The sequence below is a fragment of the Sphingomonas daechungensis genome, from assembly GCF_039543105.1.
GTDB classification, from domain to species: domain Bacteria; phylum Pseudomonadota; class Alphaproteobacteria; order Sphingomonadales; family Sphingomonadaceae; genus Sphingomicrobium; species Sphingomicrobium daechungense.
Genome location: NZ_BAABJC010000001.1, coordinates 2,709,829 through 2,733,307 on the forward strand (window position 1 = coordinate 2,709,829; position 23,479 = coordinate 2,733,307).

Sequence of the window (23,479 nt, forward strand, 5' to 3'; positions counted from 1 at the left end):
CGCTGGTGTTGCTCTCGCGCTACAGACCGATTTCTCCCGAAAACGGAAGCAATTCGACAGGCGGACAGACGGGCGCGACCCACCCTCGGTCGGCCAGAAAGCGATGGCGGACGATCTCCGCCTGTTGTTCCAGTCCATAGTCCTCGAACCGGCGGCCCAGTTCGATTTCATAGCGGTATCGGCAGAAGGGATGGCGCATCAGCGGCAGGTAGAACCGGCCTCGCTTCTGTGCCTGCCAGACGTGTGTCAGTTCGTGAACGAACAGGCCCTGTCGGTGCAGGGGCTCCTTACTGAAGTCCTCCGACCACAAGTCGCCATCCGGGTGGAAGTGAATGTTCCCGGTAGGAGCCATGACGACGCTCCTCGGCTGCAATGGCCACCACTTGCGCCGAATCAGGCGAACCGCCGCATAATCAATGGCATCGCCGAAGATCGAACGCGCGAGCTTGACCTCGCCATTCGTCAGGGGACGTGAGGCATTTGGAGCATTCACGCGTTCAGGACCTCAATCTTGGCTTTACGTAGCGTTCACGGCCGATAGCGGAACCCCGATTTGCGCTACTTGCCGGAATAAGACTGCGGGGCTAGGGCTGGCCAAAATTAGACAAAACGGAGGAAGGTTCCATGAGCGAGACTGCCGATCGGGTGAAGAAGATCGTCGTCGAACATCTTGGTGTCGAGCAGGACAAGGTCACCGAGGACGCGAGCTTCATCGACGATCTCGGAGCCGACAGCCTCGACATCGTCGAGCTGGTCATGGCCTTTGAGGAAGAGTTCGGGGTCGAGATTCCGGACGACGCCGCCGAGAAGATCAGCACCGTCAAGGACGCGATCGACTATATCGAGCAGAACAAGGGCTAAGGGGTCCGAATTCTGCCGCCGGCAGGATGTATTCTGGCGGCACGAACGGCTTCCCGCAGCCTGTGGGAGGCCGTTTGCTTTTGAAGACTATCGTGGAGTGAACTGATGCGCCGTGTCGTGGTGACGGGTCTTGGTCTCGTGACGCCGCTTGGAGGCGATGTCGAGACGACTTGGCAGAACCTTATTGCCGGCAAAAGCGGGATCGCTCCGATTACCCGCTTCGATACGTCGGACCAGAAGGCGAAGATCGCCGGCGAGGTGAAGCCGAAGGATCACCCCTACGGCTTCGATCCCGACAAGCGTGTCGACCACAAGGTCCAGCGTCAGGTGGATCCTTTCATCGTCTATGCGATCGATGCCGCCGGCCAGGCGCTGGAGGATGCTGGTCTCACGGAGATGGACGACGAAACGAAGGAGCGCGCAGGCGTTTCGATCGGGTCCGGTATCGGCGGTCTTCCGGGCATCGAGAGTGAATCCCTGGTCCTGGCGGAAAAAGGGCCCGGGCGGGTCAGTCCGCACTTCGTGCACGGACGGCTGATCAATCTCACGTCCGGTCAGGTTTCTATCAAGTATGGACTGATGGGACCCAACCACTCGGTCGTGACCGCATGCTCCACCGGCGCACACTCGATCGGTGATGCTGCACGCATGATCAAGGACGGCGACGCGGACATCATGCTGGCCGGTGGGGCCGAGAGCACGATCAACCCGCTCGGCGTTGCAGGCTTCGCCCAGGCGCGCGCTCTGAACATGAGCTTCAACGACCGTCCCGAGCAAGCGAGCCGTCCTTACGACAAGGGCCGCGACGGCTTCGTCATGGGCGAGGGAGCGGGTGTCGTTGTCCTCGAGGAATATGAGCACGCCAAGGCGCGCGGCGCCAAGATCTATGCCGAGATCGCGGGCTATGGCCTGTCGGGCGACGCCTATCACGTGACCGCGCCGCACCCCGAGGGCCGGGGCGCGGAACTGGCGATGCGCATGGCTCTGAAAAAGGCGGGCCTCCAGCCGGAGGACATCGATTACGTCAACGCGCACGGGACTTCGACCATGGCCGACACGATCGAGCTGGCAGCAGTGAAGCGAGTCCTGGGAGATGACCTCCACGGTGCGTCGATGAGCAGCACGAAGTCGGCCATCGGCCACTTGCTCGGCGGTGCCGGAGCGGTCGAGGCGATCTTCTGCATCCTGGCGATCCGTGACCAGATTGTTCCGCCAACGCTCAATCTCGACGATCCGGACGAAGGTACGGAAGGCGTCGACCTCGTTCCACACAAGGCGAAGAAGCGGCCCGTTCGCGCCGCGCTGAATAACAGCTTCGGCTTCGGTGGCACGAACGCCTCGATCATCATGAAGGCCGTCTAGTGCGCTCTCTCTGGCGCCTGCTGGCGCTGGGGGCGGCAGTTGCGGTTGGCGTCGCCGCGGCGACGGTCCTCTACGGATGGTATGGGCCCGGCCCGAGCACAAAGGCGCAGACGTTCACGGTCGAGGAGGGTTCCAGCGTGTCCGCCGTGGCGGGACAGCTTTACAAGGCGGGGCTGGTTGCTTCTGTCGACCGTTTCAAGCTTGGCGCACGCTTCATGGGCAGTGGCGATCCGGTCCAGGCCGGCGAATTCGAGATTCCGAAGGGCGCTAGCGGTGCGGCGATCCTCGACCTGTTGCAGCACGGCAAACCCATGCAACGCCTCATCACCGTTACCGAAGGCATGCCCTCGATCATCGTCGAGGAGAAGCTGTCCGCGAACAACTTCCTGACGGGTACAACCCCGTCGATACCCGAGGGGTCAGTGCTTCCCGACAGCTATGGCTATGAACGCGGTGAAACCCGCGCCTCCGTTGTTGCGCGGATGCAGGCCGCGATGACCAAGACGCTTGACCAGGCTTTGAAGACGCCAGGCGGCAACTGCCCCGTATCGTCCCGGCAGGACGTTCTCACTTTGGCTTCGATCGTGGAGAAGGAAACCGGCAAGGCGTCCGAACGGCCAATGGTTGCAGGGGTTTACTGCAATCGCCTTCGGATCGGCATGAAGCTGGATGCAGACCCGACCGTCATTTACCCGATCACCAAGGGCAAGCCGCTTGGCCGCCGGATCAAGCGGTCGGAGCTGAACGCAATCACGGGCTACAATACCTACCGGGAGCCCGGCCTGCCGGCAGGCCCGATCGCAAATCCGGGCAAGGAAAGCATTGCCGCGGTGCTTAATCCCGCGAAGACCAATGCGCTCTATTTCGTCGCCGATGGAACTGGCGGGCACGTCTTCGCGGACACGCTCGAGCAGCACCAGGCCAATGTGAAGAAATGGTACGAAATCCGCCGCCAACGCGGCGAGATGTGATCAGGCGCTCAACGCGTCCGAGCGCACATAGCCGACAAGGCGGTCGCGGCCGGCGTAGCCCCAGGCCCAGCCCAAAGTGTCGTCCAGCAGGCTGAACGAATCCTCCGGTTCCAGCTCCGCAATTTCCTCCGCTCCCTCAGACGGCGAAAGACGTAGGGGGGCATTGATGGTGACCGACCGCTGCAGCGGGTCCGCGTAATGCGAGGCGATCACGCGTCCAGCCAGGGCCACATCGGCGAGGTCTGGGCGATAGGCATTGAAGCGCGGGTCGGGCGGGTTTGACGGGCCCGACAGCGCAAACTCCTCAGCGGCCGTGGGCGAAGGCGGGCTGTTGCTGTCCAATAACTGGCCGGTGCGACGCGGCGACGCGGTCGCTCTCCCGGAGGTTGCGTTTGAACCCTTCAAGAAAATCAGTCCCGTTGCTGGTCCGGACAACGAACACGTTGCGGCGGTCGTCCGGGTCCCGCTCCCGGCGGAGATAACCCAGCGTGCCGAGAGTATTCAAGGCACGGGTCACAACCGGCTTCGAGACCCCGAGAACCTTGGCGAGGCCACGCACCGTGTGCGGACCGGGGGTGAGATAGACGAGCATCAGCAGAGCCATCTGCCTGTTCGTGAGATCGGGCTCGCCCGAGCGGACGTACGCAATCAGCGCTCGCATCCAGCCTGCCAGCGATTCGTCGCCCATGCGATTAACACTCCCATCCTTCGCGTGACCCCAAAGTAAACCGGCAACTTGCCGAAATGTTGCAGGTCCGGTCCGGATTGAGAGACGAATTAAATGCAGTCGTCGTCAGTACGATACCTTCACGGTCGCGGGTAACGCCTGGAAAGGACAGCGAAAACAGCGCGTAATCCGAGTGCATCCCCGCCTTTTGGACGACCCGGTTTTGCCTGGTCTCGCCAGGCATAAGTGTCGAAATGCGCCCATTTGGCGCCTTGCGGCACAAATCTCTTGAGGAACATTGCGGCGACTACCGCCCCGGCCATCGGTGTGTTCGACGCATTGGCGAGATCGGCGATGTCGCTCTTCAACATCTCGTCGTAGGCGTCCCACAAGGGCATTCGCCAGACCGGGTCTGTCACCTCGGTCCCGGCCTTCGCCAGATCGTTGGCAAAGTCGTCGTCGTTGACGAACATCGCTGGAAGATCAGGACCGAGGGCAACTCGTGCGGCGCCCGTGAGCGTCGCAAAGTCGACGATCAGCTCTGGCTCCCTTTCGCTCGCCCTTGCGAGCGCGTCGGCGAGGACGAGCCGCCCTTCAGCATCCGTATTGTCGATTTCGACCTGAAGACCCTGCCGCGACTTGACGACATCGCCGGGGCGTATCGCGCTACCCGACACGCTGTTCTCCACGGCCGGGATAAGCAACTGAAGCCGCACTGGAAGCCGTTCCCCCGCGATCAGTGTCGCCAGCGCCAGCGCGTGCGCAGCGCCGCCCATGTCCTTCTTCATCAGCCGCATGCCGCTTGCCGGCTTCAGATCCAGCCCGCCTGTGTCAAAGCAGACACCCTTGCCGATGATCGTGACCCGTGGGTGGTCCGGATTGCCCCATTCGACTTCGAGCAGGCGCGGGGCCCGGTCCTTGCTCGCGGCCTGTCCGACCGCGGCGATCAAGGGGTAACCGCTGGATAGCTCATCGCCCGAGATGACCTTGACCTCGGCGCCGATTCTCTCAGCTTGCGTCCGGACCGCCTGTTCCAGCTCAGCCGGACCAAGGTCCAGCGCTGGGGTGTTGACGAGATCGCGGACGAGCGCGACGGCATCGGCCAGCCGCACCGTCGCGTCGATCCTGGCCGGCTCCCCGGTGACCAACACCCGCGCGCCACGTTCGGCGTCGTCGGTCTTCGATCGATAATCGTCGAAGCGATGCTGACCGAGCAGCCATCCCAGGGCGGCTGGTCCGGGCTCGCCGGTTGCGAGCTTGTAAGTACCCTCGGGCAGGCTCTCAGCGAGTTTTGCGAGACACCACGGCGATAGTTCGTCGACATTGTGCACCGCCGAAACGACTTCGAACTCATCGACTTTCCGCGGCAGCATGACGAAGGCGAAGCCCGCCTTTCCATCGAACCGGTGAGCCTTGAGGAGTGCCCGGTCCTCCGCGGGACGCGTTTTCGCCCAACCCTCGAAGTTAGCCTTATCGACGAGATGGATCGGATGCGCCTTCTGGCCGCGGTCCGTTGCGAGCAGCGAATTGAAGTCAGTCATGGCGATGTGCCTTAGCGGCATGCTCGAACCGGTGAAATGCCCGCGCGCCGCGCCAGATGACAGGCAAAGTTAACTTCTTCTTAGCCATGAAGCGCCAAGCATCCCCGGATGTCCTTGCGTGCCCAACTCGAGATCGCGTCCGATGCAAGCGAACGCCGTAGGTCGCGCCGCCGCAAGCTTCGCATTGAATCGGAAGGAAGTGCCGGTCCGGGACAGGCGGTAGTGACCATCCACGATCTGTCTGAGGAGGGCCTGCTGGTGGAAACGGCAAGCGCCCTCTCGATCGGTGAGGTCATCGACGTCGTACTGCCGGAAGCCGGGCCGGTTCAGGCGGAGGTTGCCTGGACCAGTAGCCGGTTCTTCGGTTGTAAGTTCCGCAAGCCTATCGCGACCGCCGCCGTGAGCGCCGCACTATTGCAAAGCCCAGCATCGACCACTCAGCCCAGCGCAGAGGTCGTCGAAAAAGCGCTGCAGGAACTCGATGCTCTGTCGTTCGCGATCAAGCGGGTGACCAGGGCCGTCGACCAAGCAATCGACCGCCTCAACAAGCCGAAGGACTAAGCGGGAACTCCGAACAGGTCGTGCTCGTCGCTGTCCTCGATATGGACGGTGACGATATCGCCCTGGGACAGATGACCGGCATCGCGCAGGTGCACTTCGCCATCGATCTCCGGTGCATCGGCCTTTGAACGGCCCGTGGCGCCGCCGCTTTCCGCGTCGACCGTGTCGATGAGGACGTCGAGCGTCTTGCCGATCTTCGCTTCCAGCTTCTCGGCGGAAATGCGGGCGGAAAGCGCCATCACTCGCTCGTAGCGTTCCTGCTTCACTTCTTCAGGAACCGGATCTGGCAAAGCGTTCGCCGCAGCGCCGGACACCGGCTCGAACTTGAACGCGCCGACGCGATCGAGCTGCGCTTCTTCGAGCCAGTTGAGAAGGTACTGGAAGTCGTCCTCCGTCTCGCCAGGGAAACCGACGACGAAGGAGGAGCGAACCGCCATGTCCGGAACAATCGATCGCCAGTTCTTCAGCCGCTCGAGCACCTTCGCCTCGTTGGCCGGCCGCTTCATCGAGCGGAGGACCTTCGGGCTCGCATGCTGGAAGGGGATGTCGAGGTAGGGAAGCACCAGCCCCTCAGCCATCAGCGGGATGACCTGGTCGACGTGCGGGTAGGGGTAGACGTAGTGCAGCCGCACCCAAGCGCCGAGCTTGCCCAGCTCGCGCGCCAGGTCCGTCATGTGAGCGCGGACTTCCTCGCCTTTCCACATCCGCGGCTGATGCCGGATGTCGACACCATAGGCGGATGTGTCCTGGCTGATGACCAGCAATTCCTTCGTGCCTGCCTCGACCAACTTCTCCGCTTCGCGAAGGATAGCATCGGGCCGTCGGCTGACGAGGTCGCCGCGAATGCTCGGGATGATGCAAAAGCTGCAGCGGTGATTGCAGCCCTCGGAAATCTTGAGATAGCTGTAGTGGCGCGGCGTGAGCTTCAGGCCGGCTTCCGGCACAAGATCGAGATAGGGTGAGGTCGCGGCCGGCGCGGCATCGTGAACCGCCGAGACGACTTGCTCATATTGCTGCGGCCCGGTGACCGCGAGCACGTCGGGAAAGCGCTTGCGGATGACATCCGCCTCATTGCCCATGCAGCCGGTGACGACCACGCGGCCGTTCTCGGCGATGGCCTCGCCGATCGCTTCAAGACTTTCTTCCTTCGCAGAATCGAGAAAGCCGCAGGTGTTGACCAGCACGACGTCCGCGCCCGCATAGTCGGGGGACATCTGGTATCCATCGGCGCGCAGCTTGGTGATGATCCGCTCGCTGTCGACCAATGCCTTGGGACAGCCAAGCGACACCAGGCCCACGCGCGGGGGTCGAGGCAGAGTTGTCGTTTCCATCGGGAAGCGGCGCCCAATATAGGAAGTTTCGGGCGAAAACTAGGCGATTAGGTGAACCTATGCTGCAGCGCGCAGGTTCGTCAGCTCCGCCGTGGTCATGATCCGGGCAAATTCAAAGCCGAGCGTTGCCACATGGGCGCGCTGCACGTCCTCGGCCGAAACGATGCCGCCTTGCCCGTCTGGCAGGTCAAAGCAGTCGCAGGCGTCAGGCACCAGGATCATGTCCCAGCCCATGTTCGCGCCCGTGCGGACCGTCGTCGACACACACATATCGGTGGAGATTCCGAAGGTAACAACATGCTTGGCGTTCAACCGTTTCAGGCGAATGTCGAGGTCGGTACCGATGAAGGCGGAGTTCACGCTCTTGGTGACGAGCTGTTCTCCGGCCAGAGGCTCGAAGCCCGGCCTGAAGGCATTTCCAGGAGACCCCGGCGCCAGAGAGGAGCCTGGCTGCACGGAATCATGCCGCACATGGATGATCGTGCGCCCGGCCGCCCGCCAGAAATCCAACAACGCTAGACCATTAGGGTCGACTTTCTCGTTCCACCGCCGTGGCCAGGGCGGCGTATCGAACGCAAGCTGCATGTCGATGGGCAGGAGTACGGCGCGATCCAGGTCAATTGTCATCTGACCTCCTTACTCCCGCGATCACCGTCCACCTCACAAAAAGGGTTGACCGTCCCATAAGGGGAAGTTCTCGGAGCCTCATCTGGCCATGCGTCCTACTGCGGTCTAAGACGCGCCCGTCCCACCCAGGAGTGAATAATGCGCATTGCGATGATCGGCACCGGTTACGTCGGCCTTGTTTCCGGCGCGTGCCTTTCGGACTTCGGCCACGATGTCGTCTGCATCGACAAGGACGCAGGCAAGATCGAAGCTCTGAAGAATGGCCTCATGCCGATCTGGGAGCCGGGGCTCGAGGCACTGGTCAAGGCTAACGTCGATCGGGGCAGGCTAAGCTTCACGACCGACCTTGCGACGGGCGTCGAGGGGGCAGAGGCCGTTTTCATCGCCGTGGGAACGCCTGCGCGGCGCGGCGACGGACATGCCGACCTCACCTTTGTGTTTGATGCAGTGCGCGAATTGGCGCACGTCCTCAAAGGCCCGGCAGTCGTCGTGACCAAGTCAACGGTTCCCGTCGGCACCGGCGATAAGATCACCGAATTGCTTCAGCAGGAGGGCGCTCCGGCCGGAACCTCGGTAGCTTCTAATCCCGAATTTCTCCGCGAGGGCGCCGCCATCCGCGACTTCAAGATTCCCGATCGCATCGTGGTCGGCGCCGAGGACGATCGGGCTCGCGAAGTGCTTCGCGAAATCTATCGGCCTCTGTTCCTTAACCAGGCGCCGATGCTGTTCACCGGCCGACGCACTGCCGAACTGACGAAATATGCCGCGAACGCCTTCCTCGCGGTGAAGATCAGTTTCATCAACGAGATCGCGAACCTTTGCGAGGCCGTCGATGCTGACGTCCAGGACGTCGCTCGCGGGATCGGTCTCGACAATCGCATCGGCCCCAAGTTCCTGCATCCGGGCCCCGGTTACGGTGGCAGCTGCTTCCCGAAGGACACCCTGGCGCTTCTTCAGACGGCGAACGAGGCCGGCGTCGAGCAGCGCATTGTGAAAACCGTGGTGGACGTCAATGACGACCGCAAGAACAGCATGGCTGACCGCGTCAGCAAGGCCCTCGACGGTAGCGTCAGCGGAAAGCGCGTCGCCGTACTGGGCTTGGCCTTCAAGCAGAACACCGACGACATGCGCGACGCTCCGTCGATACCGTTGGTGAACAGGCTCTTGGAGGGCGGCGCGACTGTTGCCGCGTTCGACCCGGCGGCGACGGAGAACGCCCGGAAGTTCATGCCGGGCGCCGAGTTCGTGAGCGACCCTTACGAAGCGGCACGGGACGCCGACGCGCTCGTGGTCGTCACCGAGTGGGACGAATTCCGGGCGCTCGATCTTGACCGTTTCGCGCGGATCATGCGCGGCAAAATCATCGTCGACCTTCGCAACGTCTACAATCCGGATGATGCGGAAGAAGCCGGCTTCGAATATTTTGGGATCGGCCGCGGCAAGGTTGGTCGAGGTCCGCGCCTGAAGCTCGTTAAGAACGGCCCAGAAGCAGCAGCGCGCTAGCCCCATGGGCGAACGGATCGTCGTCGTCGGGCTCGGCTATGTCGGCCTGCCGCTGGCGGTCGCGCTCGCTCGGAAGTTCGAAGTTATCGGGTTCGACATCGATGCCAATCGAATCGGTGAGCTTCGACAGAATTACGACCGAACACGAGAAGTCGACGAAGAGACTCTCAAGTCCTCGACTTTGAAGCTTTCCAGCGATCGCTCGCATTGCTCGGGCGCGGATGTCTTTATCGTAACCGTGCCGACGCCGGTCGATGAGCAAAATCGCCCGGATCTATCCGCGCTCATCGCCGCGACGAGGATTGTCGCTGAATCCATCGATGGCACGAAGCGTCCCACGATCATCTACGAAAGCACGGTTTATCCGGGTGTTACCGAAGGGATTTGCGGCTCGGAAATCGAAAAGGCTTCGGGTCTCAAGCGCGGCCGCGATTTCCGCCTCGGCTACAGCCGGAGCGGATCAATCCCGGCGATCGGCAGCATACGATTGACCGTATTACGAAAGTCATCGCCGGCGAGGATCGGGAAGTCCTCGACCAGATGGAGCGGATCTACGGCGCCGTTACCGAAGGCGGCGTGTTCCGCGCTGCGTCGATCAAAGCTGCCGAGGCCGCCAAGGCCATCGAGAACGCCCAGCGTGATATCAACATCGCCTTCATGAACGAGGTGACCCAAATCTTCGCGAAGATCGGCGTGTCCGTGTGGGACGTGCTCGAGGCGTCGCGCACCAAATGGAACTTCTTGCCCTTTGAGCCCGGCCTCGTCGGCGGTCACTGCATCGGGGTCGATCCCTATTACCTCAGCCATCTGGCCGAGGAGCTGGGTCACAACCCGCAGGTGATCCTCGCGGGGCGGGGCACCAAAGACGGCATGGGCCGGTGGATTGCCGACACGCTGCATGCCGAACGGGGCGGCAAGGCGGGCAGGGCGCTGATCCTCGGCCTGACATTCAAGGAGAATGTTCCGGATCTCAGGAACAGCCGCAGCTTCGATCTCGTCGAGCGGCTGAGCGAGCTCGGCTACGACGTCGACGTGGCCGATCCCTTGGCGGACGCAGCCGAGCTACAAGCGATCCACGGGCTTCAACTCACCGAATCGGATGGCGAAGCTTATGACCTTGTCGTGGGAGCGGTCGGGCATCAGGCCTATCGCGACCTTGCTCCGGATCGGTTGAACTCCTGGGTCAAGGACGGTGGCACACTTGCCGACATCAAGGGGATCTGGCGCGGACTGACGCTCGACCCTTCGATCCGGCGCTGGTCGCTTTAGGCGCGTCGAAGAGGAAGGCCGTGCTCACCGCGGTGCCGTTTCTTTCATGAGGAGGAAGACGGGAAGAACACAGAGACTCACGAGCGCGATCATTGCTCCCGGCGCCATCGTCCAGCCGGTCCGTTCGACGAGGAGTTGAGCGACGTAGGGGGTCAGCCCGCCGAAAATCGCGGTAGCCATAGTGGCGCTGAGGGCGAGTCCGGTGACGCGCCCCTCACCGGGAAATTGCTCGGCCGTGGCAACGGCTCCGACAGCGCTGACTCCGCCGGCGAGCGCCGCGAGAACGAATGTCCCGATCAGTGCCTGGTCATGCGAGCCGCTGGCCATCAGCGCAAACATGGTCATCGGGAGAACCGCGCTTCCCAGCGCCAGGACGACGAGAGCGGGCTTCCGTCCCACACGGTCGGAGAGGATTCCGGTCAACGGCGTCACCAGGATGACGACAACCGCCGCTGCGGTCGACAGCCAGAGAGAGACGCTCTCCGTGAGCGAGCCAGCCGAAGTCAGGAACGCGGGAACGTAGGTGATCCCGACATAGTAAGTGATCGAGCCAAGCGCGGAGATGGCGAAGGCCCGCGCGATCCCGCCGCGATGGTTGGCAAGGCTGTGGCGAAGCGGACTTTCAGGGATGGTCTGCTCTCGCACCTGCCGATGGAATTCGGGTGATTCTTCCATCGTCGAGCGAGCGATCCACACCGTACCCGCCAGCGCCGCACCGACGAAGAACGGGATTCGCCAACCCCAGCTTGCGAGATCCGGTTCGCTCATCGACGCAACAGTAAGCGCCGACACGCCGACCGCGAGCAAGGCACCGACTTCGCTTGCAGCCGAGGCGGAGGAGGCAATCAGGCCGCGGCGGTGGGGCTCGGCGCCTTCGAGCAGGTAAGCGACAACCCCGGTATATTCGCCGCCGACGCTAAACCCCATCACGCAGCGCAGGAGCACCAGCAGCACGCCTGCCGCCGGCCCGATCTGGGCGTAGGTCGGCAGCATGGCGGTCGAGAGCATGGCGGCGGTCATCAGCGCCACCGAGAGCAGCAGCATATGCCGCCGTCCCTTGCGATCACCAATGTGGCCGAAGAAAATCGCTCCCAGTGGTCGCATCAGATAGGCGATGGCAAAGCCGCCCAGGGTCACCAGCAGCGACGCCTCGCCCGGGCCGAAGAAGACGCGGGCGAGAACCGTCGCGAAATAGAGGTAGAGCGTGAAGTCGTACCACTCGACCACAGTCGAAAAGGCCGCGACGGCAAGCGATCCGCGAGAGATGGGACGATGCATCGCCCCATTGTTAGTCTCTTGGCTAACCGGCGGCCAACCTGGCGTTAGTGGATCGATCCCGTCAGAACCTCTCGATGTTGATCGCATAGGCGAAGACGAAGATCGCGATCATCGCCGCCGCCACGCCGATGACGTAGCGCGAGCGATGGATCATCAGCGGTCGCCCTTGTCGCCTTCGCCACGCTTGGGCTTAGTCTTCGAATCTCGCTTCTGGTCCTGCGCGAGGCTCCGTCCGACATCGTCGGACTCCTTGAAACGCCCTTCCTTGTCGCGGCGAACGAAACGCTTATCGGTTCCCGTGTCGATCAATTCTCTCGGCACTCTTCCCTCCGGTTACATGGTCTCGGGTCGATGGAGTCGAGCAGGTGGCTGAGGTCAGCCGGGAGGTTCTTGTCCGGGAGGCGGATCGCTCGCCGTAGCGCTGCCCCAAACGGGTGGACGTCCAGTCCCAGCAGGAAGGACCAACGGCCATCTTGTTCAACATTCACTCTCTTCAACTCGCATTGACACGCGGCCTTAAAACGCGGGCGAGTTCAGCGAAGTTGCAGGTAATCTCAGTAACTTAAATCAGGATGCTTATTTGGCCTGGCTGAGCGCCTTCGCCTGTTCGAGGTGTCCGGTCACGGTCGGTAACAGTCCTTCGACAAAGGCCTTGAGCTCGGCATTGTCGCCGGACGCGGCATAGGCCTTGAGCTCGGTCAGCGCCTGTTCGTGCGCGTGGACCTGGGCGGCGAGGTAGGCAGCGTCGAAAAGGTAGCCTTTCTTGGTCTTCATGTCCTCGAGCGTGGCGTTCTGCGACGTGTTCAGCGTGTCGTCGATCGTGATGCCGACCGGGTCCTTGCCAGCGATCGCCTTCAGCTTCGCGCTCGACGCCGTATGCGCTGCGACCATCTCTCGCGCGTACGCCATCAACGCGTTCGACGCGGCGGAGCCGGGGGCCAGCTTTGACGTCTCTATTTCAAACCGGTCGCTGGCGGCGGCGGCATTGACGAACGCCTGTGCGCCCGATGCAGGGACGGAAGCCGAATTGTTAGCGATTGCAGCTTCGCTTGAAGCCGCATCGTTCGCGACCGAAGGCGCTGTGTCGCTCTGTCCGCAGGCCCCAATCGCAAGGGGCAGCGCGGCGGATAGGAGCAATACGGAAAGACGCATGAAACTCTCCCTTTCTGTCCGGGCCGAACGTTCAGCGGATTTGCCCGTTCCTAGCGAGACGTCAGGCATCAATCTCCTCTTCATCCACCGCGCTTGCTCGCGACTGGATGAATTTGAAGCGCTCTGCCGGGTCCTTGCCCATCAGGCGGTCGACCAGGTCCTTGACCGGCTGCCGGTCCTCGTAGGCGGCGGGTAGGGTCACCTTCAGCATGGACCGCGTCTTCGGGTCCATGGTGGTTTCCTTGAGCTGGTTCGGGTTCATCTCGCCGAGGCCCTTGAAGCGGCTGACTTCGACCTTCTTGCCCTTGAACTCGGTCGCTTCGAGCTCGGCGCGGTGGGCGTCGTCGCGGGCGTAGAGGGTCTTGGCTCCGGCGGTCAGGCGGTAGAGCGGCGGCTGGGCGAGGAAGAGGTGCCCGCGGCGGACCAGCTCCGGCATTTCCTGGAAGAAGAAGGTCATCAGCAAGGTCGCGATGTGGGCGCCGTCCACGTCCGCGTCGGTCATGATGATGATCCGCTCGTAGCGGAGGCTCGCCTCGTCGAACTTGTCCTTGGTGCCGCAGCCAAGCGCGAGGTTGAGGTCGGCGATTTCCTGGTTGGCTCGGATCTTGTCGGCGGTGGCGCTGGCGACGTTGAGGATCTTGCCGCGGATCGGCAGGATCGCCTGCGTCTTGCGGTCGCGGGCCTGCTTGGCCGAGCCGCCGGCGCTGTCGCCTTCCACGATGAAAAGCTCCGTGCCTTCGGGGTCGTCGCTGGCGCAGTCGGTGAGCTTGCCGGGGAGGCGGAGCTTGCGGGCGGAGGTGGCGGTCTTGCGCTTGACCTCGCGCTCGGCGCGGCGGCGGAGGCGCTCCTCCATCCGCTCGACGATCGAGCCAAGGAGCGCGCGGCCGCGGTCCATATTGTCGGCGAGGTAATGGTCGAAATGGTCGCGGACCGCATTTTCGACGAAGCGCGCGGCCTCGAGGCTGGTGAGGCGGTCCTTGGTCTGGCTCTGGAAATGCGGGTTGCGGATGAACACCGACAGCATCAGCTCGACGCCGTTGAAGACGTCGTCGGCGGTAATCTCCTTCGCCTTCTTGTTGCCGACCAGTTCACCGAAGGCGCGGAGGCCCTTGGTGAGCGCGGCGCGGAGGCCCGCTTCGTGCGTGCCGCCGTCGGGCGTGGGGATGGTGTTGCAGTAATAGCTTTCGGAGCCGTCCGAATAGAGCGGCCAGGCGACGGCCCATTCGGCGCTGCCCTGCGACGCGCCGTCGGCGGCGGGGAAGTCCTGCTTGCCGACGAAAGGCTGGTTGGTAACGGCGGGGCGGTCGGCGAGCTGCTCGGCGAGATGGTCGGCGAGGCCGCCGGGGAATTGGAAGGTCGCGCTTTCGGGGACGTCCGCGGAGGCGAGCGACGGGTCGCAGCGCCAGCGGATCTCGACGCCGGCGAAGAGATAGGCCTTGGAGCGGACCAAGCGGAGGAGGCGGCCGGGGTCGAAGTCGGACTCGGCGCCGAAAATCTCCGGGTCGGGCGTGAAGGTGACGGTGGTGCCGCGCTTGTTGGGGGCCGCGCCGACCTCTTCGAGTGGGGAGGTGGCGACGCCCTTGGAGAAGGCCTGGCGGTAGAGCTTCTTGTCGCGGGCGACCTCGATGATGGTCTCGGTCGAGAGCGCATTGACGACGCTGACGCCGACGCCGTGCAGGCCGCCGGAGGTGCTGTAGGCCTTGCCCTCGAACTTACCGCCCGAGTGAAGGGTGGTCATGATGACCTCGAGCGCGGACTTGCCCGGATATTTGGGGTGCGGGTCGACCGGGATGCCGCGGCCGTTGTCGAAGACGGTCAGGCGGTTGCCGGGCTCGAGCGTGACCTCGATGCGGCTGGCGTGGCCGGCGACCGCTTCGTCCATCGCATTGTCGATGACCTCGGCGGCGAGGTGGTGAAGCGCGCGGGCGTCGGTGCCGCCGATGTACATGCCGGGGCGGCGGCGGACGGGCTCCAGGCCTTCGAGGACCTCGATCGAGGAAGCGTCGTAGCTTTCGGGTGCGGGCGCGGCGGCGTTGGAAGCGAACAGGTCGGACATGTGGGGATAGCTATAAGGCCCTGATTCAAGCCGTGCCAAGCTTGCGACTAGGTGTTTTCCACAGCCTTGAAATCGCAAGCGGCAATTCCAAATCAGCGGTGCCGGTCGCCAGATGGGGCCGGTGACGGGGCCGCGGCCTCAGCCGCTCCCCGCCTTGTTGCTCAAATGGAGGACAAGACATGCGTAGTGCTTTTGATTTTGGACCCTATCGCCGCTCCACCGTCGGCTTCGACCGGCTGTTCGACATGCTCGAGAACAGCAACACCGGCCAGGCACAGGAAAACTACCCGCCGTTCGACCTCATCAAGCTCGGCGACAACGATTATCGGATCGAGCTTGCGGTTGCCGGCTTCAAGTCCGACGAGATCGACATCACCGCCCAGCAGAACGTTCTGATCGTCAGCGGCAAGAAGGCCGAGGACAGCGAGAACCGCGGCAACGATTACATCTACCGCGGCATCGCGACCCGCTCGTTCGAGCGCCGCTTCGCGCTTGCCGATCACATCCAGGTACGCGGTGCGGACCTGAAGGACGGCCTGCTCGCGATCGAACTGGTGCGCGAGATTCCCGAGGCGATGAAGCCGCGGAAGATCAGCATCAGCGGCGGCGAGAAGCCGGCGTCGCAGCAGACGCTCGAAGCCGAGAAGGCGTAAGCTTCCTCGATCGGTAAAAGAAAAGGCCCCGGGGCTTTGCGCTCCGGGGCCTTCCTTTTTGCGCCGGCTGGGGAGGGGGAGGAGGGGCCGGCGCGAGGGGTTCAGTTCACCAGGCGCGCGTTTCCGCGATCTCCATTTCGCCGACGATGGCGATAAGGGCGTCGAGCAGGTCATCGGCGGTCCGGGTCGCGCGACGATCACCGCCGAATGAAACACCGAGCACGCGCTCGCCCTGCCAGTCGCCGAGGCCAACGGACTTCCAACCCTGCGAGTGGAGCCGGGCATGGATGGCCTTCGTCCGCTCGCCGAAGCTGACCGTGACGATGTCCGGCATCAGGTCGTGGAGCATGGTCGTTCCGCCGATCCCGGCGCAGGTCTCGGCAAACCGATTCGCGGCGCGCGAATGCGGCAGCGAGGGCCTGATCCGTTCGGCGCGCAACTGGCGACGACGGCGGGGACGCAACGCGATACGCTGGAACAGCGACCGGTCTGCACGTTCAATGACTTCGTGTTTCATCCTTCTGGTTCCTGGGGCTTTGGCGAATTTAGCTCTTGGTCGCGGTGACTTTGAGGAAGATCGCGGGGATTTCGGTGCGTTCGAAGCCTTTGTTCTGGGCGACGAACAGGTCGATGAGCTCACGCTCCAGTTGCTCCGACTTTCCAGCCTTGGCAGCAGCCTCGAACGCATTCATCGTCGGGCCGTAGAAGTCGCGGAAGATCGCCAGCAGCTCGGCGGGTTGGCCGGGCACTCGGAAGTACCAGGTGGCACGCTCGAAGCGGACGTTCTCGGGGGTGATCCCGGCTGCTTCGAAACGCTCGCGCACCTTGTCTTCGTCGCCCCAGGTCATCGGGCTGACGAAGCCTTCCGGCGGCGGGGGCGTGTAGGCCGCGCTGATCTTCAGGATCTGGGCGACGAGCGTCGGATCGCCGGGGATCCAATTGCCCATCACGATGCGGCCACCGGGCTTGGTGACGCGCACCATCTCCGACGCGACGTCGAATGGTCGCGGAGCGAACATCGCACCGAAGACGCTGACGACGAGGTCGTACTTGTCACTGTCGATGCCCTCGAGGTTCGACGCGTCGCCCTCGCGGAAGTGAAGGTTGGTGAGGCCGGCGGCTGAAGCGCGCCTGTTGCCGGCCGCAACGAGATTGGCGGCGATATCGACGCCCGTCACGGTGGCTCCGATCTTGGCGGCCGGAAGCGCGGTCGTGCCGTCGCCGCAGCCGAGATCGAGGACGTTCATGCTCGGCGTGATGCCGAGCGTGCTGACCAGCTCCTCGCCGCTCTGCCGCATGGTGTCGGCAATGCGCGTGAAGTCGCCCTTCTCCCAAAGAGCCTTGTTCGGATTGACCTTTTCGATGACCAGGTCGGACATATTCGATTACCCCCTTTATTGCTGCCGTTTGATGCCGTGCCTGACGTTTTGGGGGCGCCAGGCACGGCACCGCGGCCGATCGTGCTCAGCCGACGCTCAGCGTCCCGTTCATTTTGATCGGACGGCTCATGTTGAAGTAGTTGGGCGACGTCTTCATGACCGTCTGGTGGATTTCCTCAAAATCCGCAGCCGATCCATCACCCTTGATGACGACCTCGTAGTCGACGTTCTGGTAGCCCGGAGCGACATCGTCGCTGAGGCCCAAAAAGCCACGCAGGTCGAGTTCGCCCTTGGTCCGGATCTCGAGTGAGTCGAGATTGATGCCCTTGAGCGACGCGCCGGCGACGTAACCGACGGTGATGCAGGCGTTGAACGCCGCCATCAGCAGCTCCTGCGGATTCGGCGCAGTATCGGCGCCGAGCAGCTCGAACGGTTCGTCGGCGACGATCTTGTGACTGCGCTGGACGCGCTCGCCGGCGATGTTGAAGCCGGTGACGGTCGTCTCGCTGCGGGTCTGGCCCTTCCAGCGGGTGACGACGTCGAAGCCGACGATTCCCTTCGAGCTATCGGCCTGGATGGCTTCAATGACTTCGCCGAGGGCGGCGAGATCGAGCCCGTTCACGGGAGCGTTCTTGACGGTGTCCAACATTCTTCATTCTCCTTTGGGTGGGTTGGTTCAGGCGAAGACCGGCTCGGCTTCTTCGAAGCGAGCGACGATGCGCGGCGCAATGCTCTTCAGCGTGGCTTTGAAGCGCTCATGGACAAGGCCGGAGCCGACGTAGGTCCATCGAGCAGCCTGATGCTGCTGGGCCTCGATTGCCTCGCGGTTTGGGAGCTTGCGGCCGATCACCTTCTCGAGTGCGTCGAGGTTGAAAGTCGCCTGCTGCTTGAGCCCGCCGTCAAGGAAGGCGCCGATCTCGAAGAACTCGTCCACCGCCTTGTCGATCTCAGCGTCGGAACGGCCCTCGGCCAGTGCATCCACGATCAGCGTGTCGAGCTTCGCGTGCTGCGCCTCTTCCATCCAGTGGAACTTCATCAGGCTTTTGAAGAGCGGGTCGATATCGCCGTCGTCGCGGATGCTGCCCAGGTAGTGCTGCTGGGTCATCCACTCGATCATCAGGATCACCAGCGCGACCGCGAGCGGATCGTGGCGAAGGATCTCCGCGCCAATCGCCTCGGACGGACCGATCATCTCGCACTCGACGGGGAAGCCCCGGACGAATGCGGAGTGATACCGCTTGAACAAATGAATGTGCTTGGCTTCCTCGCCCGCGAAGTTGAGCAGCGCGCGAACCCGCCAGTCGTCCTCCATCAGGTGCGGACGTGCATGATCGAGCAAGAACGGAAGGATCGCTTCCTCGACCACGCCGAAGATGCAGAGGTACTGGTGAGCGGAGATCTGGTTGAGCAGGCGCTGCTCGAAGGGATTTAGACCTTCGACGGCGCGGGTGCGGGCCAGGCTTTCCGGCATGAAGTTGCGGCTGAAGTCCAATTCCTGGTCTTCACGAAGGACGTCGTCGAGCTGCCATTGGGCACGCAGGGACGATGCCAGCGTCGCCTCATAGTTGAAATCGTGGTACATTTGCATTCCCCTTGATTTTACTTAGGCGTGGACAATTGCCGGTGCGACGGCAGTCGCAACCGCTGAAACACCAGAAAGAACTGCGAAGAAGATGACTACCGCTCTTCGCGAGTTGATATCTCTTTCAAGCTTGCTCATTTCGATTCCCCTTGCTTGTTCAAGAGCCGCAGTTCGCCGTTTTCGGAAGCAGTACTTCCGAATCATGCAGCGCATCCTGAAACTCGATGGCCCAGTCTCTACTTCAGGCGCCGGTTTGCCAAAATGACCAGCTTGCCGGATAACTTGACCGAAACGCCGCATTCGTATGCATGGTCGGGGTGGCGATGGACGTTTTGACCGACATTCTTGCGTCGCTTCGCCTCACCGGCGGCGTGGTCATCGACGCCCAGACCCGCGGCGACTTCTGCCTGTTGTCGAGATTCAAGGATGAGGATTCCGAGCGCTTCCAGGTCCGCGCCGACGAACTGGTCGCCTATCACTACATTCGCTCGGGCAGGCTCTACGCTTCCGTCGACGGTGAGCCGCCGATCACATTGAATCCCGGCGACATCGTTCTTCTGCCGCGCAACGACGTGCACCTGCTCTACACACGGCCCGGGCTAACGCCGATCGATTCCCACGAGGTGATCGAGGCCGCGCCTAACGGACCTGCTCGGGTATTGATCGATAACGGGGGGGACGCAGTCGATTTTTACTGCGGCTTTCTGGGCGTTTCGACGGAGAACCATCCGCTGCTCGACAGCCTGCCCAAGATGCTCAAGCTGGATTCGAGCGACGATGCGCATTCGGACTGGATCGAAACATCCATGCGCATGCTCAACGAGGCGGGGCAGTCGCCGGAGATGGTGGCCAGAGTCTCCGAGCTTTTCTTCGCCGAGGCCATCCGGCGATACATGGACAGGTTGCCAAGGGGCGAGCGCGGCTGGCTGGCTGGCCTCAAGGATCCGGCCGTCGCGAAGGCGTTGGCCGTTATTCACAGCCGCTACGCCGAGGAACTCGACATTGAGACTCTCGCGCGCGAGGCCGGCGTATCCCGGACCAAGCTGGGCGAGCTGTTCGCCGAACTGATCGGCGAGCCGCCGATGCGATATTGCGGGCGATGGCGGATGCGCGTCGCCGCGAACATGCTTCGCGACGGCAAGCAGAATGCGTCGAACGTCGCTTACTCCGTCGGCTTCAACTCCGAGGCGGCGTTCACGCGAGCATTCAAGCGCGAATATGGGGAGCCGCCTGCGACCTGGCGGCGGCGCGTTGAGGACGATGCAAAGAAGCGCGTCGAGCTCGCCCAGACCGGGCTGCCGCAGCAGGTTGTGCGGTACGCGCGCGCCGAGGACGGAACGCGCCTTGCCTTCTCGATCATGGGGGAGGGGCCACCGCTGGTAAAAGCGGCGAACTGGCTAAACCACCTCGAGCACGACTGGAAAAGCCCCGTCTGGCGCCATTGGTTGCATGAGTTCGCCCGCGGGCACTCGCTGATCCGCTATGATGAGCGCGCGAACGGCATGTCCGACTGGGACACGCCCGAAATTTCGTTCGAGGCTTTCGTGGACGACCTCGAATGCGTGGTCGAGCAGGCAGGGGTCGACAAGTTCGACCTGCTTGGGATCAGCCAGGGGGCGTCGGTGGCAATCGCCTATGCGGTCCGCCATCCGGAGAGGGTGCGGCGGCTCCTGATCTGTGGCGGCTATGCGGCCGGATGGGCTGCGCGGGGTGACCCGGAGGAGATCGCGCGCCGCGAGGCTCTGCTGACACTGACAGAAGTGGGATGGGGCGCCGATCACCCGACCTACCGGCAGGTCTTCACCAGCCTGTACATTCCGAACGGCACGCCGGAGCAGATCAACTGGTGGAACGAGATGCAGAAGGTCAGCTGCTCACCGGAAAATGCGGTCAAGCTGCAGCGGGCACTATCGTTGATCGATGTCCGCGATCTCTTGCCGCAGGTGTCCGTGCCGACGTTGATCTTCCATTCCCGCGACGACCAGGTCGTTCCGTTTTCCGCCGGGGAATATCTCGCCCGGAACATCCCGGAGGCGACCTTTGTGCCGCTCGACGGAGACAATCACCTTTTGCTGGAGAAGGAGGCCGGCTGGAACGACTTCGTCCGCCTCGCGCGGCAGTTTCTCAAGCCGGAGGAGGGAGACGAGCTCGACCCGCTTGTGGCTGAGGCCAAGCCGGCCGAGCAAAGCGGAACGTGCGCGTCCTCGGACGGAGCGAAGATCGCCTGGACGAGCATTGGCGAAGGCTTTCCCCTGGTCATGCCGGCCGTCTGGTTCCATCACATCGACAAGGACCTTTCGACGCCGACCTGGAGCCATTGGATGGCGGAGGGACTACGCGGACGGCGGCTGATCCGGAGCGACATGCGCGGCGTTGGATTGTCGGATCCGGATCCTCACCGGTGGAATTTCGACTCGCTCCTGGACGACTTCGTCGCGGTCATCGACGGCGCGGGAGTCGAGAAGCTTGACGTCCTCGGCATGTCACACGGCGCACTGGTGGCGATCGCATATGCGGCGCGCTTTCCGGAGCGGGTACGCAGACTCGTGCTGATCGGCGGTTACGCAGAAGGGTTCGGCGTCCGCAACGACCCCGAGGAGATCATGCGAAGGGAAACGCTGCTGAACCTCGGGCGCGGCTATGCGCCCAGCGACCGCGGGTCATTCGCCCGGATGCTTGGTGCGCTCTACTGGCCCGAAGCCAATAGCGAGATGATGGATTGGTTTGTGGACCGCCTCGGCACGATCAGTGTGCTCAGCGAGCAGTTGCAGGACGTCTTCCGAACGATCGACCTCCGGCCGGACTTGGCGAAGATCCAGGCGCCGACGTTGATCATGCACAGCCGCGGCGACCGGATCATCCCGTCGGCTTGCTCAGAAACAATGGCGGCGCAGATCGCAGGATCGAAGCTCGTGCTGCTGGACAGCGAGAATCACATCCCGCTCGACCATGACAAAGGCTGGACGCGTGCGCGCGCTGCCTTGCGGGCGTTCCTCGGCGAAAAGAAACGCGTCTTCGCTTAGCGGACCCGGGGGCCGCCGAAGGGAAGCGGCGGGGGCGGACGGCGATCGCGGCGCGGGAGCTGCGCCTGGTAGGCGACGCCGCAATGCTCGACGCAGTACGGGAAGCCTGGGTTCGACGCATTGCCGCAGAAGTGGAAGTCGGGCTCGCCCGGGTGTCCCATCGGCCACTTGCAGATGCGGTCGTTGAGGTCGAGCAGGCTCGTCTTGTCGGCGACCTCGTCGCTCGGCTTGGCCGGGACAAGGCGGCGCGGCGGGGCCGGCGGGATCGGCGCCTGCTGGTCGCCCGGACCCTGGCGGATGAAGCCGCCCGGACCGATCGAGCGATACTGCATCTCAGGCGAGCTCTGGCGCTGCGGCGAACGCGCGGGGCGCTCGGCCGGGGTAGCCTGTTCCGGAGCAGCATCGGCCGCGGCGGGGGCCGGACGGGGTGCCGGGCGCTCGGCGGGAGCGGGCTTTGGTGCGGGCGCGGCGGCAGCCGGTGCGCGATGCTCTTTCTCTTCACCCGGTTTGACCGGCGATGGACGGGCTTCCAGGCCGAGGCGGTGGGCCTTGCCGATGACGGCATTGCGGCTCACGCCGCCGAGCTCGTCGGCAATCTGGCTGGCCGTCGCGCCTTGCGTCCACATCGCCTTCAGGCGCTCGATCCGCTCTTCAGTCCAGGACATCTAAATACTTCTCCAACGTCGTCGCTCGGGTTGCGGGGGCTGGCGCCAACCGATAGGCGCATGCCCGTGACCACTCCGAGCGAGCAATCTCCAATCTGGGTTCGAACACCACCGGGAGAGCCGGTATTGCACGGCGTCAACTGGGGCGGGCTCAGGACCCTCTATATCAAGGAGGTGCGCCGGTTCTTCAAGGTGCAGATGCAGACCGTCTGGGCACCGGCGATCACGACGCTCCTGTATCTGGCGATTTTCACGGTCGCATTAGGCCGCGGTGGGCGCACCGTGATGGGCGTTCCCTTCGCCGACTTCATCGCGCCGGGGCTGATCGTCATGGCCATGATTCAGAACGCCTTCGCCAATGCCAGCTTCTCGCTGCTGGTCGGCAAGATGCAGGGGAACATCGTCGACTATCTCATGCCCCCGTTGTCGACCGGCGAGCTGATTGCGGGCCTGGTGGGCGCGGCAGTGACGCGCGCATTCCTGGTCGGTTTTGCGGTGTGGCTTGCGATGCTGCTGTGGCCGGGAGTGCATGTCCGGTTGGAGCACCCGCTCTGGGCTCTGTGGTTCGGACTGATGGGTGCGTTGATGCTGAGCTTCATGGGGCTGCTGACGTCTCTGTGGGCCGACAAGTTCGACCATGCTGCCGCCGTGACCAATTTCGTGGTGACGCCGCTGTCGCTCCTGTCCGGGACCTTCTACTCGGTTGAGCAGTTGGCGCCGACGTTCCGGGCAATCAGCCACGCGAACCCGTTCTTCTACGTGATCTCGGGTTTCCGATTCGGATTTCTGGGAATCAGCGATTCGCCGATAGCGGTCGGGGCCATCGGACTCCTCTGTGTCAACGTCGCCTTGTGGGCGATTTGCTTTACGCTTTTGAAAAAAGGCTGGAAGATCAAGCAATAAGCCGCGTTAAGCTAGTTGAACGCCCGATAACGGAAGCGTTCAGCGTCCCGGCAAGCGGTCAGGAGCACAACAGACGCATCAACCGCTCAAGGAGA

At 63.2% G+C, this 23,479-nt stretch carries 24 protein-coding genes and 1 pseudogene; 10 read left to right on the forward strand and 15 right to left on the reverse strand.

Going from position 1 to position 23,479, the window contains the following annotated elements:
- Positions 1 to 19 precede the first annotated feature (19 nt).
- Positions 20 to 493, reverse strand: coding sequence for a vgr related protein (locus ABD928_RS13990; protein ID WP_223276351.1), 474 nt, complete (start codon positions 491 to 493; stop codon positions 20 to 22).
- A gap of 131 nt (positions 494 to 624) precedes the next feature.
- On the opposite strand from ABD928_RS13990, the gene ABD928_RS13995 reads away from it, so the two are divergent.
- From ABD928_RS13995 to mltG, 3 genes are all read left to right on the forward strand, one after another.
- Positions 625 to 861, forward strand: coding sequence for an acyl carrier protein (locus ABD928_RS13995; RefSeq protein WP_187714785.1), 237 nt, complete (start codon positions 625 to 627; stop codon positions 859 to 861).
- 105 nt (positions 862 to 966) lie between these two features.
- Positions 967 to 2,223: a beta-ketoacyl-ACP synthase II gene (fabF, locus tag ABD928_RS14000; RefSeq protein WP_187714784.1), complete on the forward strand. Its 1,257-nt coding sequence runs from the start codon at positions 967 to 969 to the stop codon at positions 2,221 to 2,223.
- Positions 2,223 to 3,194, forward strand: a complete 972-nt coding sequence (gene mltG, locus ABD928_RS14005) for an endolytic transglycosylase MltG (RefSeq protein ID WP_223276350.1) — start codon at positions 2,223 to 2,225, stop codon at positions 3,192 to 3,194. The genes fabF and mltG overlap by 1 nt, the downstream gene beginning before the upstream one ends.
- Here mltG and ABD928_RS14010 read toward each other — a convergent pair whose 3' ends face one another.
- From ABD928_RS14010 to ABD928_RS14020, 3 genes are all read right to left on the reverse strand, one after another.
- Entirely contained in the window at positions 3,195 to 3,536 is a 342-nt protein-coding gene (locus tag ABD928_RS14010) for a hypothetical protein (protein ID WP_345169787.1), read from the reverse strand.
- Positions 3,499 to 3,855 (reverse strand): MarR family transcriptional regulator, encoded by a 357-nt coding sequence (locus ABD928_RS14015; protein WP_345170217.1) that lies wholly within the window; start codon positions 3,853 to 3,855, stop codon positions 3,499 to 3,501. The genes ABD928_RS14010 and ABD928_RS14015 overlap by 38 nt, the downstream gene beginning before the upstream one ends.
- A 146-nt stretch (positions 3,856 to 4,001) precedes the next feature.
- Positions 4,002 to 5,402 (reverse strand): leucyl aminopeptidase family protein, encoded by a 1,401-nt coding sequence (locus ABD928_RS14020; RefSeq protein ID WP_187714783.1) that lies wholly within the window; start codon positions 5,400 to 5,402, stop codon positions 4,002 to 4,004.
- Positions 5,403 to 5,510: 108 nt separating this feature from the next.
- Between ABD928_RS14020 and ABD928_RS14025 the strand changes: the two genes are divergently transcribed.
- Positions 5,511 to 5,963 (forward strand): PilZ domain-containing protein, encoded by a 453-nt coding sequence (locus ABD928_RS14025; protein ID WP_223276716.1) that lies wholly within the window; start codon positions 5,511 to 5,513, stop codon positions 5,961 to 5,963.
- On the opposite strand, the gene rimO is transcribed toward ABD928_RS14025, so the two are convergent.
- Together rimO and ABD928_RS14035 are read right to left on the reverse strand one after the other, a co-directional pair.
- Complete coding sequence (gene rimO / locus ABD928_RS14030) at positions 5,960 to 7,294, reverse strand: 30S ribosomal protein S12 methylthiotransferase RimO (RefSeq protein ID WP_345169790.1); 1,335 nt, start codon at positions 7,292 to 7,294, stop codon at positions 5,960 to 5,962. The two genes, ABD928_RS14025 and rimO, sit on opposite strands and share 4 nt — an antisense overlap.
- A gap of 57 nt (positions 7,295 to 7,351) precedes the next feature.
- Positions 7,352 to 7,921 carry a cysteine hydrolase family protein gene (locus ABD928_RS14035; protein ID WP_187714781.1) on the reverse strand — a complete coding sequence of 190 codons (570 nt, stop codon included), beginning with the start codon at positions 7,919 to 7,921 and terminating at the stop codon, positions 7,352 to 7,354.
- A gap of 138 nt (positions 7,922 to 8,059) precedes the next feature.
- On the opposite strand from ABD928_RS14035, the gene ABD928_RS14040 reads away from it, so the two are divergent.
- The 3 genes and pseudogenes from ABD928_RS14040 to ABD928_RS14050 all read left to right on the forward strand — a co-directional run bounded on the left by ABD928_RS14040 (position 8,060) and on the right by ABD928_RS14050 (position 10,693).
- Positions 8,060 to 9,424, forward strand: coding sequence for a UDP-glucose dehydrogenase family protein (locus ABD928_RS14040; RefSeq protein ID WP_345169795.1), 1,365 nt, complete (start codon positions 8,060 to 8,062; stop codon positions 9,422 to 9,424).
- Between the two features lie 4 nt (positions 9,425 to 9,428).
- Positions 9,429 to 9,809 (forward strand): annotated as a pseudogene (locus ABD928_RS14045) (nucleotide sugar dehydrogenase); the annotation flags it as partial.
- A complete protein-coding gene (locus ABD928_RS14050) occupies positions 9,809 to 10,693 on the forward strand; it encodes a nucleotide sugar dehydrogenase (RefSeq protein ID WP_345169797.1) in 885 nt (294 codons plus the stop codon). The pseudogene ABD928_RS14045 and the gene ABD928_RS14050, both read left to right, overlap by 1 nt.
- Before the next feature lie 24 nt (positions 10,694 to 10,717).
- Here the strand turns inward: ABD928_RS14050 and ABD928_RS14055 are convergent, their stop codons facing one another.
- From ABD928_RS14055 to parE, 4 genes are all read right to left on the reverse strand, one after another.
- Entirely contained in the window at positions 10,718 to 11,971 is a 1,254-nt protein-coding gene (locus ABD928_RS14055) for an MFS transporter (RefSeq protein WP_187714780.1), read from the reverse strand.
- A gap of 153 nt (positions 11,972 to 12,124) precedes the next feature.
- Entirely contained in the window at positions 12,125 to 12,292 is a 168-nt protein-coding gene (locus ABD928_RS14060; RefSeq protein ID WP_187714779.1) for a hypothetical protein, read from the reverse strand.
- A gap of 255 nt (positions 12,293 to 12,547) precedes the next feature.
- A complete protein-coding gene (locus ABD928_RS14065; protein ID WP_187714778.1) occupies positions 12,548 to 13,123 on the reverse strand; it encodes a DUF4142 domain-containing protein in 576 nt (191 codons plus the stop codon).
- A gap of 61 nt (positions 13,124 to 13,184) precedes the next feature.
- Complete coding sequence (parE, locus tag ABD928_RS14070) at positions 13,185 to 15,179, reverse strand: DNA topoisomerase IV subunit B (RefSeq protein ID WP_345169800.1); 1,995 nt, start codon at positions 15,177 to 15,179, stop codon at positions 13,185 to 13,187.
- Between the two features lie 179 nt (positions 15,180 to 15,358).
- Between parE and ABD928_RS14075 the strand changes: the two genes are divergently transcribed.
- The gene (locus tag ABD928_RS14075) at positions 15,359 to 15,832 is read left to right on the forward strand and encodes an Hsp20 family protein (protein WP_187714777.1); all 474 of its coding nucleotides are present in this window, start codon (positions 15,359 to 15,361) and stop codon (positions 15,830 to 15,832) included.
- Positions 15,833 to 15,938: 106 nt separating this feature from the next.
- Here ABD928_RS14075 and ABD928_RS14080 read toward each other — a convergent pair whose 3' ends face one another.
- The 4 genes from ABD928_RS14080 to ABD928_RS14095 form a co-directional block, all read right to left on the reverse strand.
- On the reverse strand, positions 15,939 to 16,349 hold the full coding sequence (locus ABD928_RS14080) for a hypothetical protein (protein ID WP_187714776.1): 411 nt from the start codon (positions 16,347 to 16,349) through the stop codon (positions 15,939 to 15,941).
- 28 nt (positions 16,350 to 16,377) lie between these two features.
- Complete coding sequence (locus tag ABD928_RS14085; RefSeq protein ID WP_187714775.1) at positions 16,378 to 17,211, reverse strand: class I SAM-dependent methyltransferase; 834 nt, start codon at positions 17,209 to 17,211, stop codon at positions 16,378 to 16,380.
- Between the two features lie 85 nt (positions 17,212 to 17,296).
- Positions 17,297 to 17,860, reverse strand: coding sequence for an OsmC family protein (locus tag ABD928_RS14090; protein ID WP_187714774.1), 564 nt, complete (start codon positions 17,858 to 17,860; stop codon positions 17,297 to 17,299).
- A gap of 27 nt (positions 17,861 to 17,887) precedes the next feature.
- Positions 17,888 to 18,793, reverse strand: coding sequence for a diiron oxygenase (locus ABD928_RS14095; protein ID WP_187714773.1), 906 nt, complete (start codon positions 18,791 to 18,793; stop codon positions 17,888 to 17,890).
- Between the two features lie 323 nt (positions 18,794 to 19,116).
- On the opposite strand from ABD928_RS14095, the gene ABD928_RS14100 reads away from it, so the two are divergent.
- The gene (locus tag ABD928_RS14100) at positions 19,117 to 21,816 is read left to right on the forward strand and encodes an alpha/beta fold hydrolase (protein WP_345169804.1); all 2,700 of its coding nucleotides are present in this window, start codon (positions 19,117 to 19,119) and stop codon (positions 21,814 to 21,816) included.
- On the opposite strand, the gene ABD928_RS14105 is transcribed toward ABD928_RS14100, so the two are convergent.
- Entirely contained in the window at positions 21,813 to 22,481 is a 669-nt protein-coding gene (locus ABD928_RS14105) for a GcrA family cell cycle regulator (RefSeq protein ID WP_345169805.1), read from the reverse strand. The two genes, ABD928_RS14100 and ABD928_RS14105, sit on opposite strands and share 4 nt — an antisense overlap.
- 60 nt (positions 22,482 to 22,541) lie before the next feature.
- Between ABD928_RS14105 and ABD928_RS14110 the strand changes: the two genes are divergently transcribed.
- Positions 22,542 to 23,384, forward strand: a complete 843-nt coding sequence (locus ABD928_RS14110; RefSeq protein WP_345169808.1) for an ABC transporter permease — start codon at positions 22,542 to 22,544, stop codon at positions 23,382 to 23,384.
- The last annotated feature ends 95 nt before the right edge of the window (positions 23,385 to 23,479 follow it).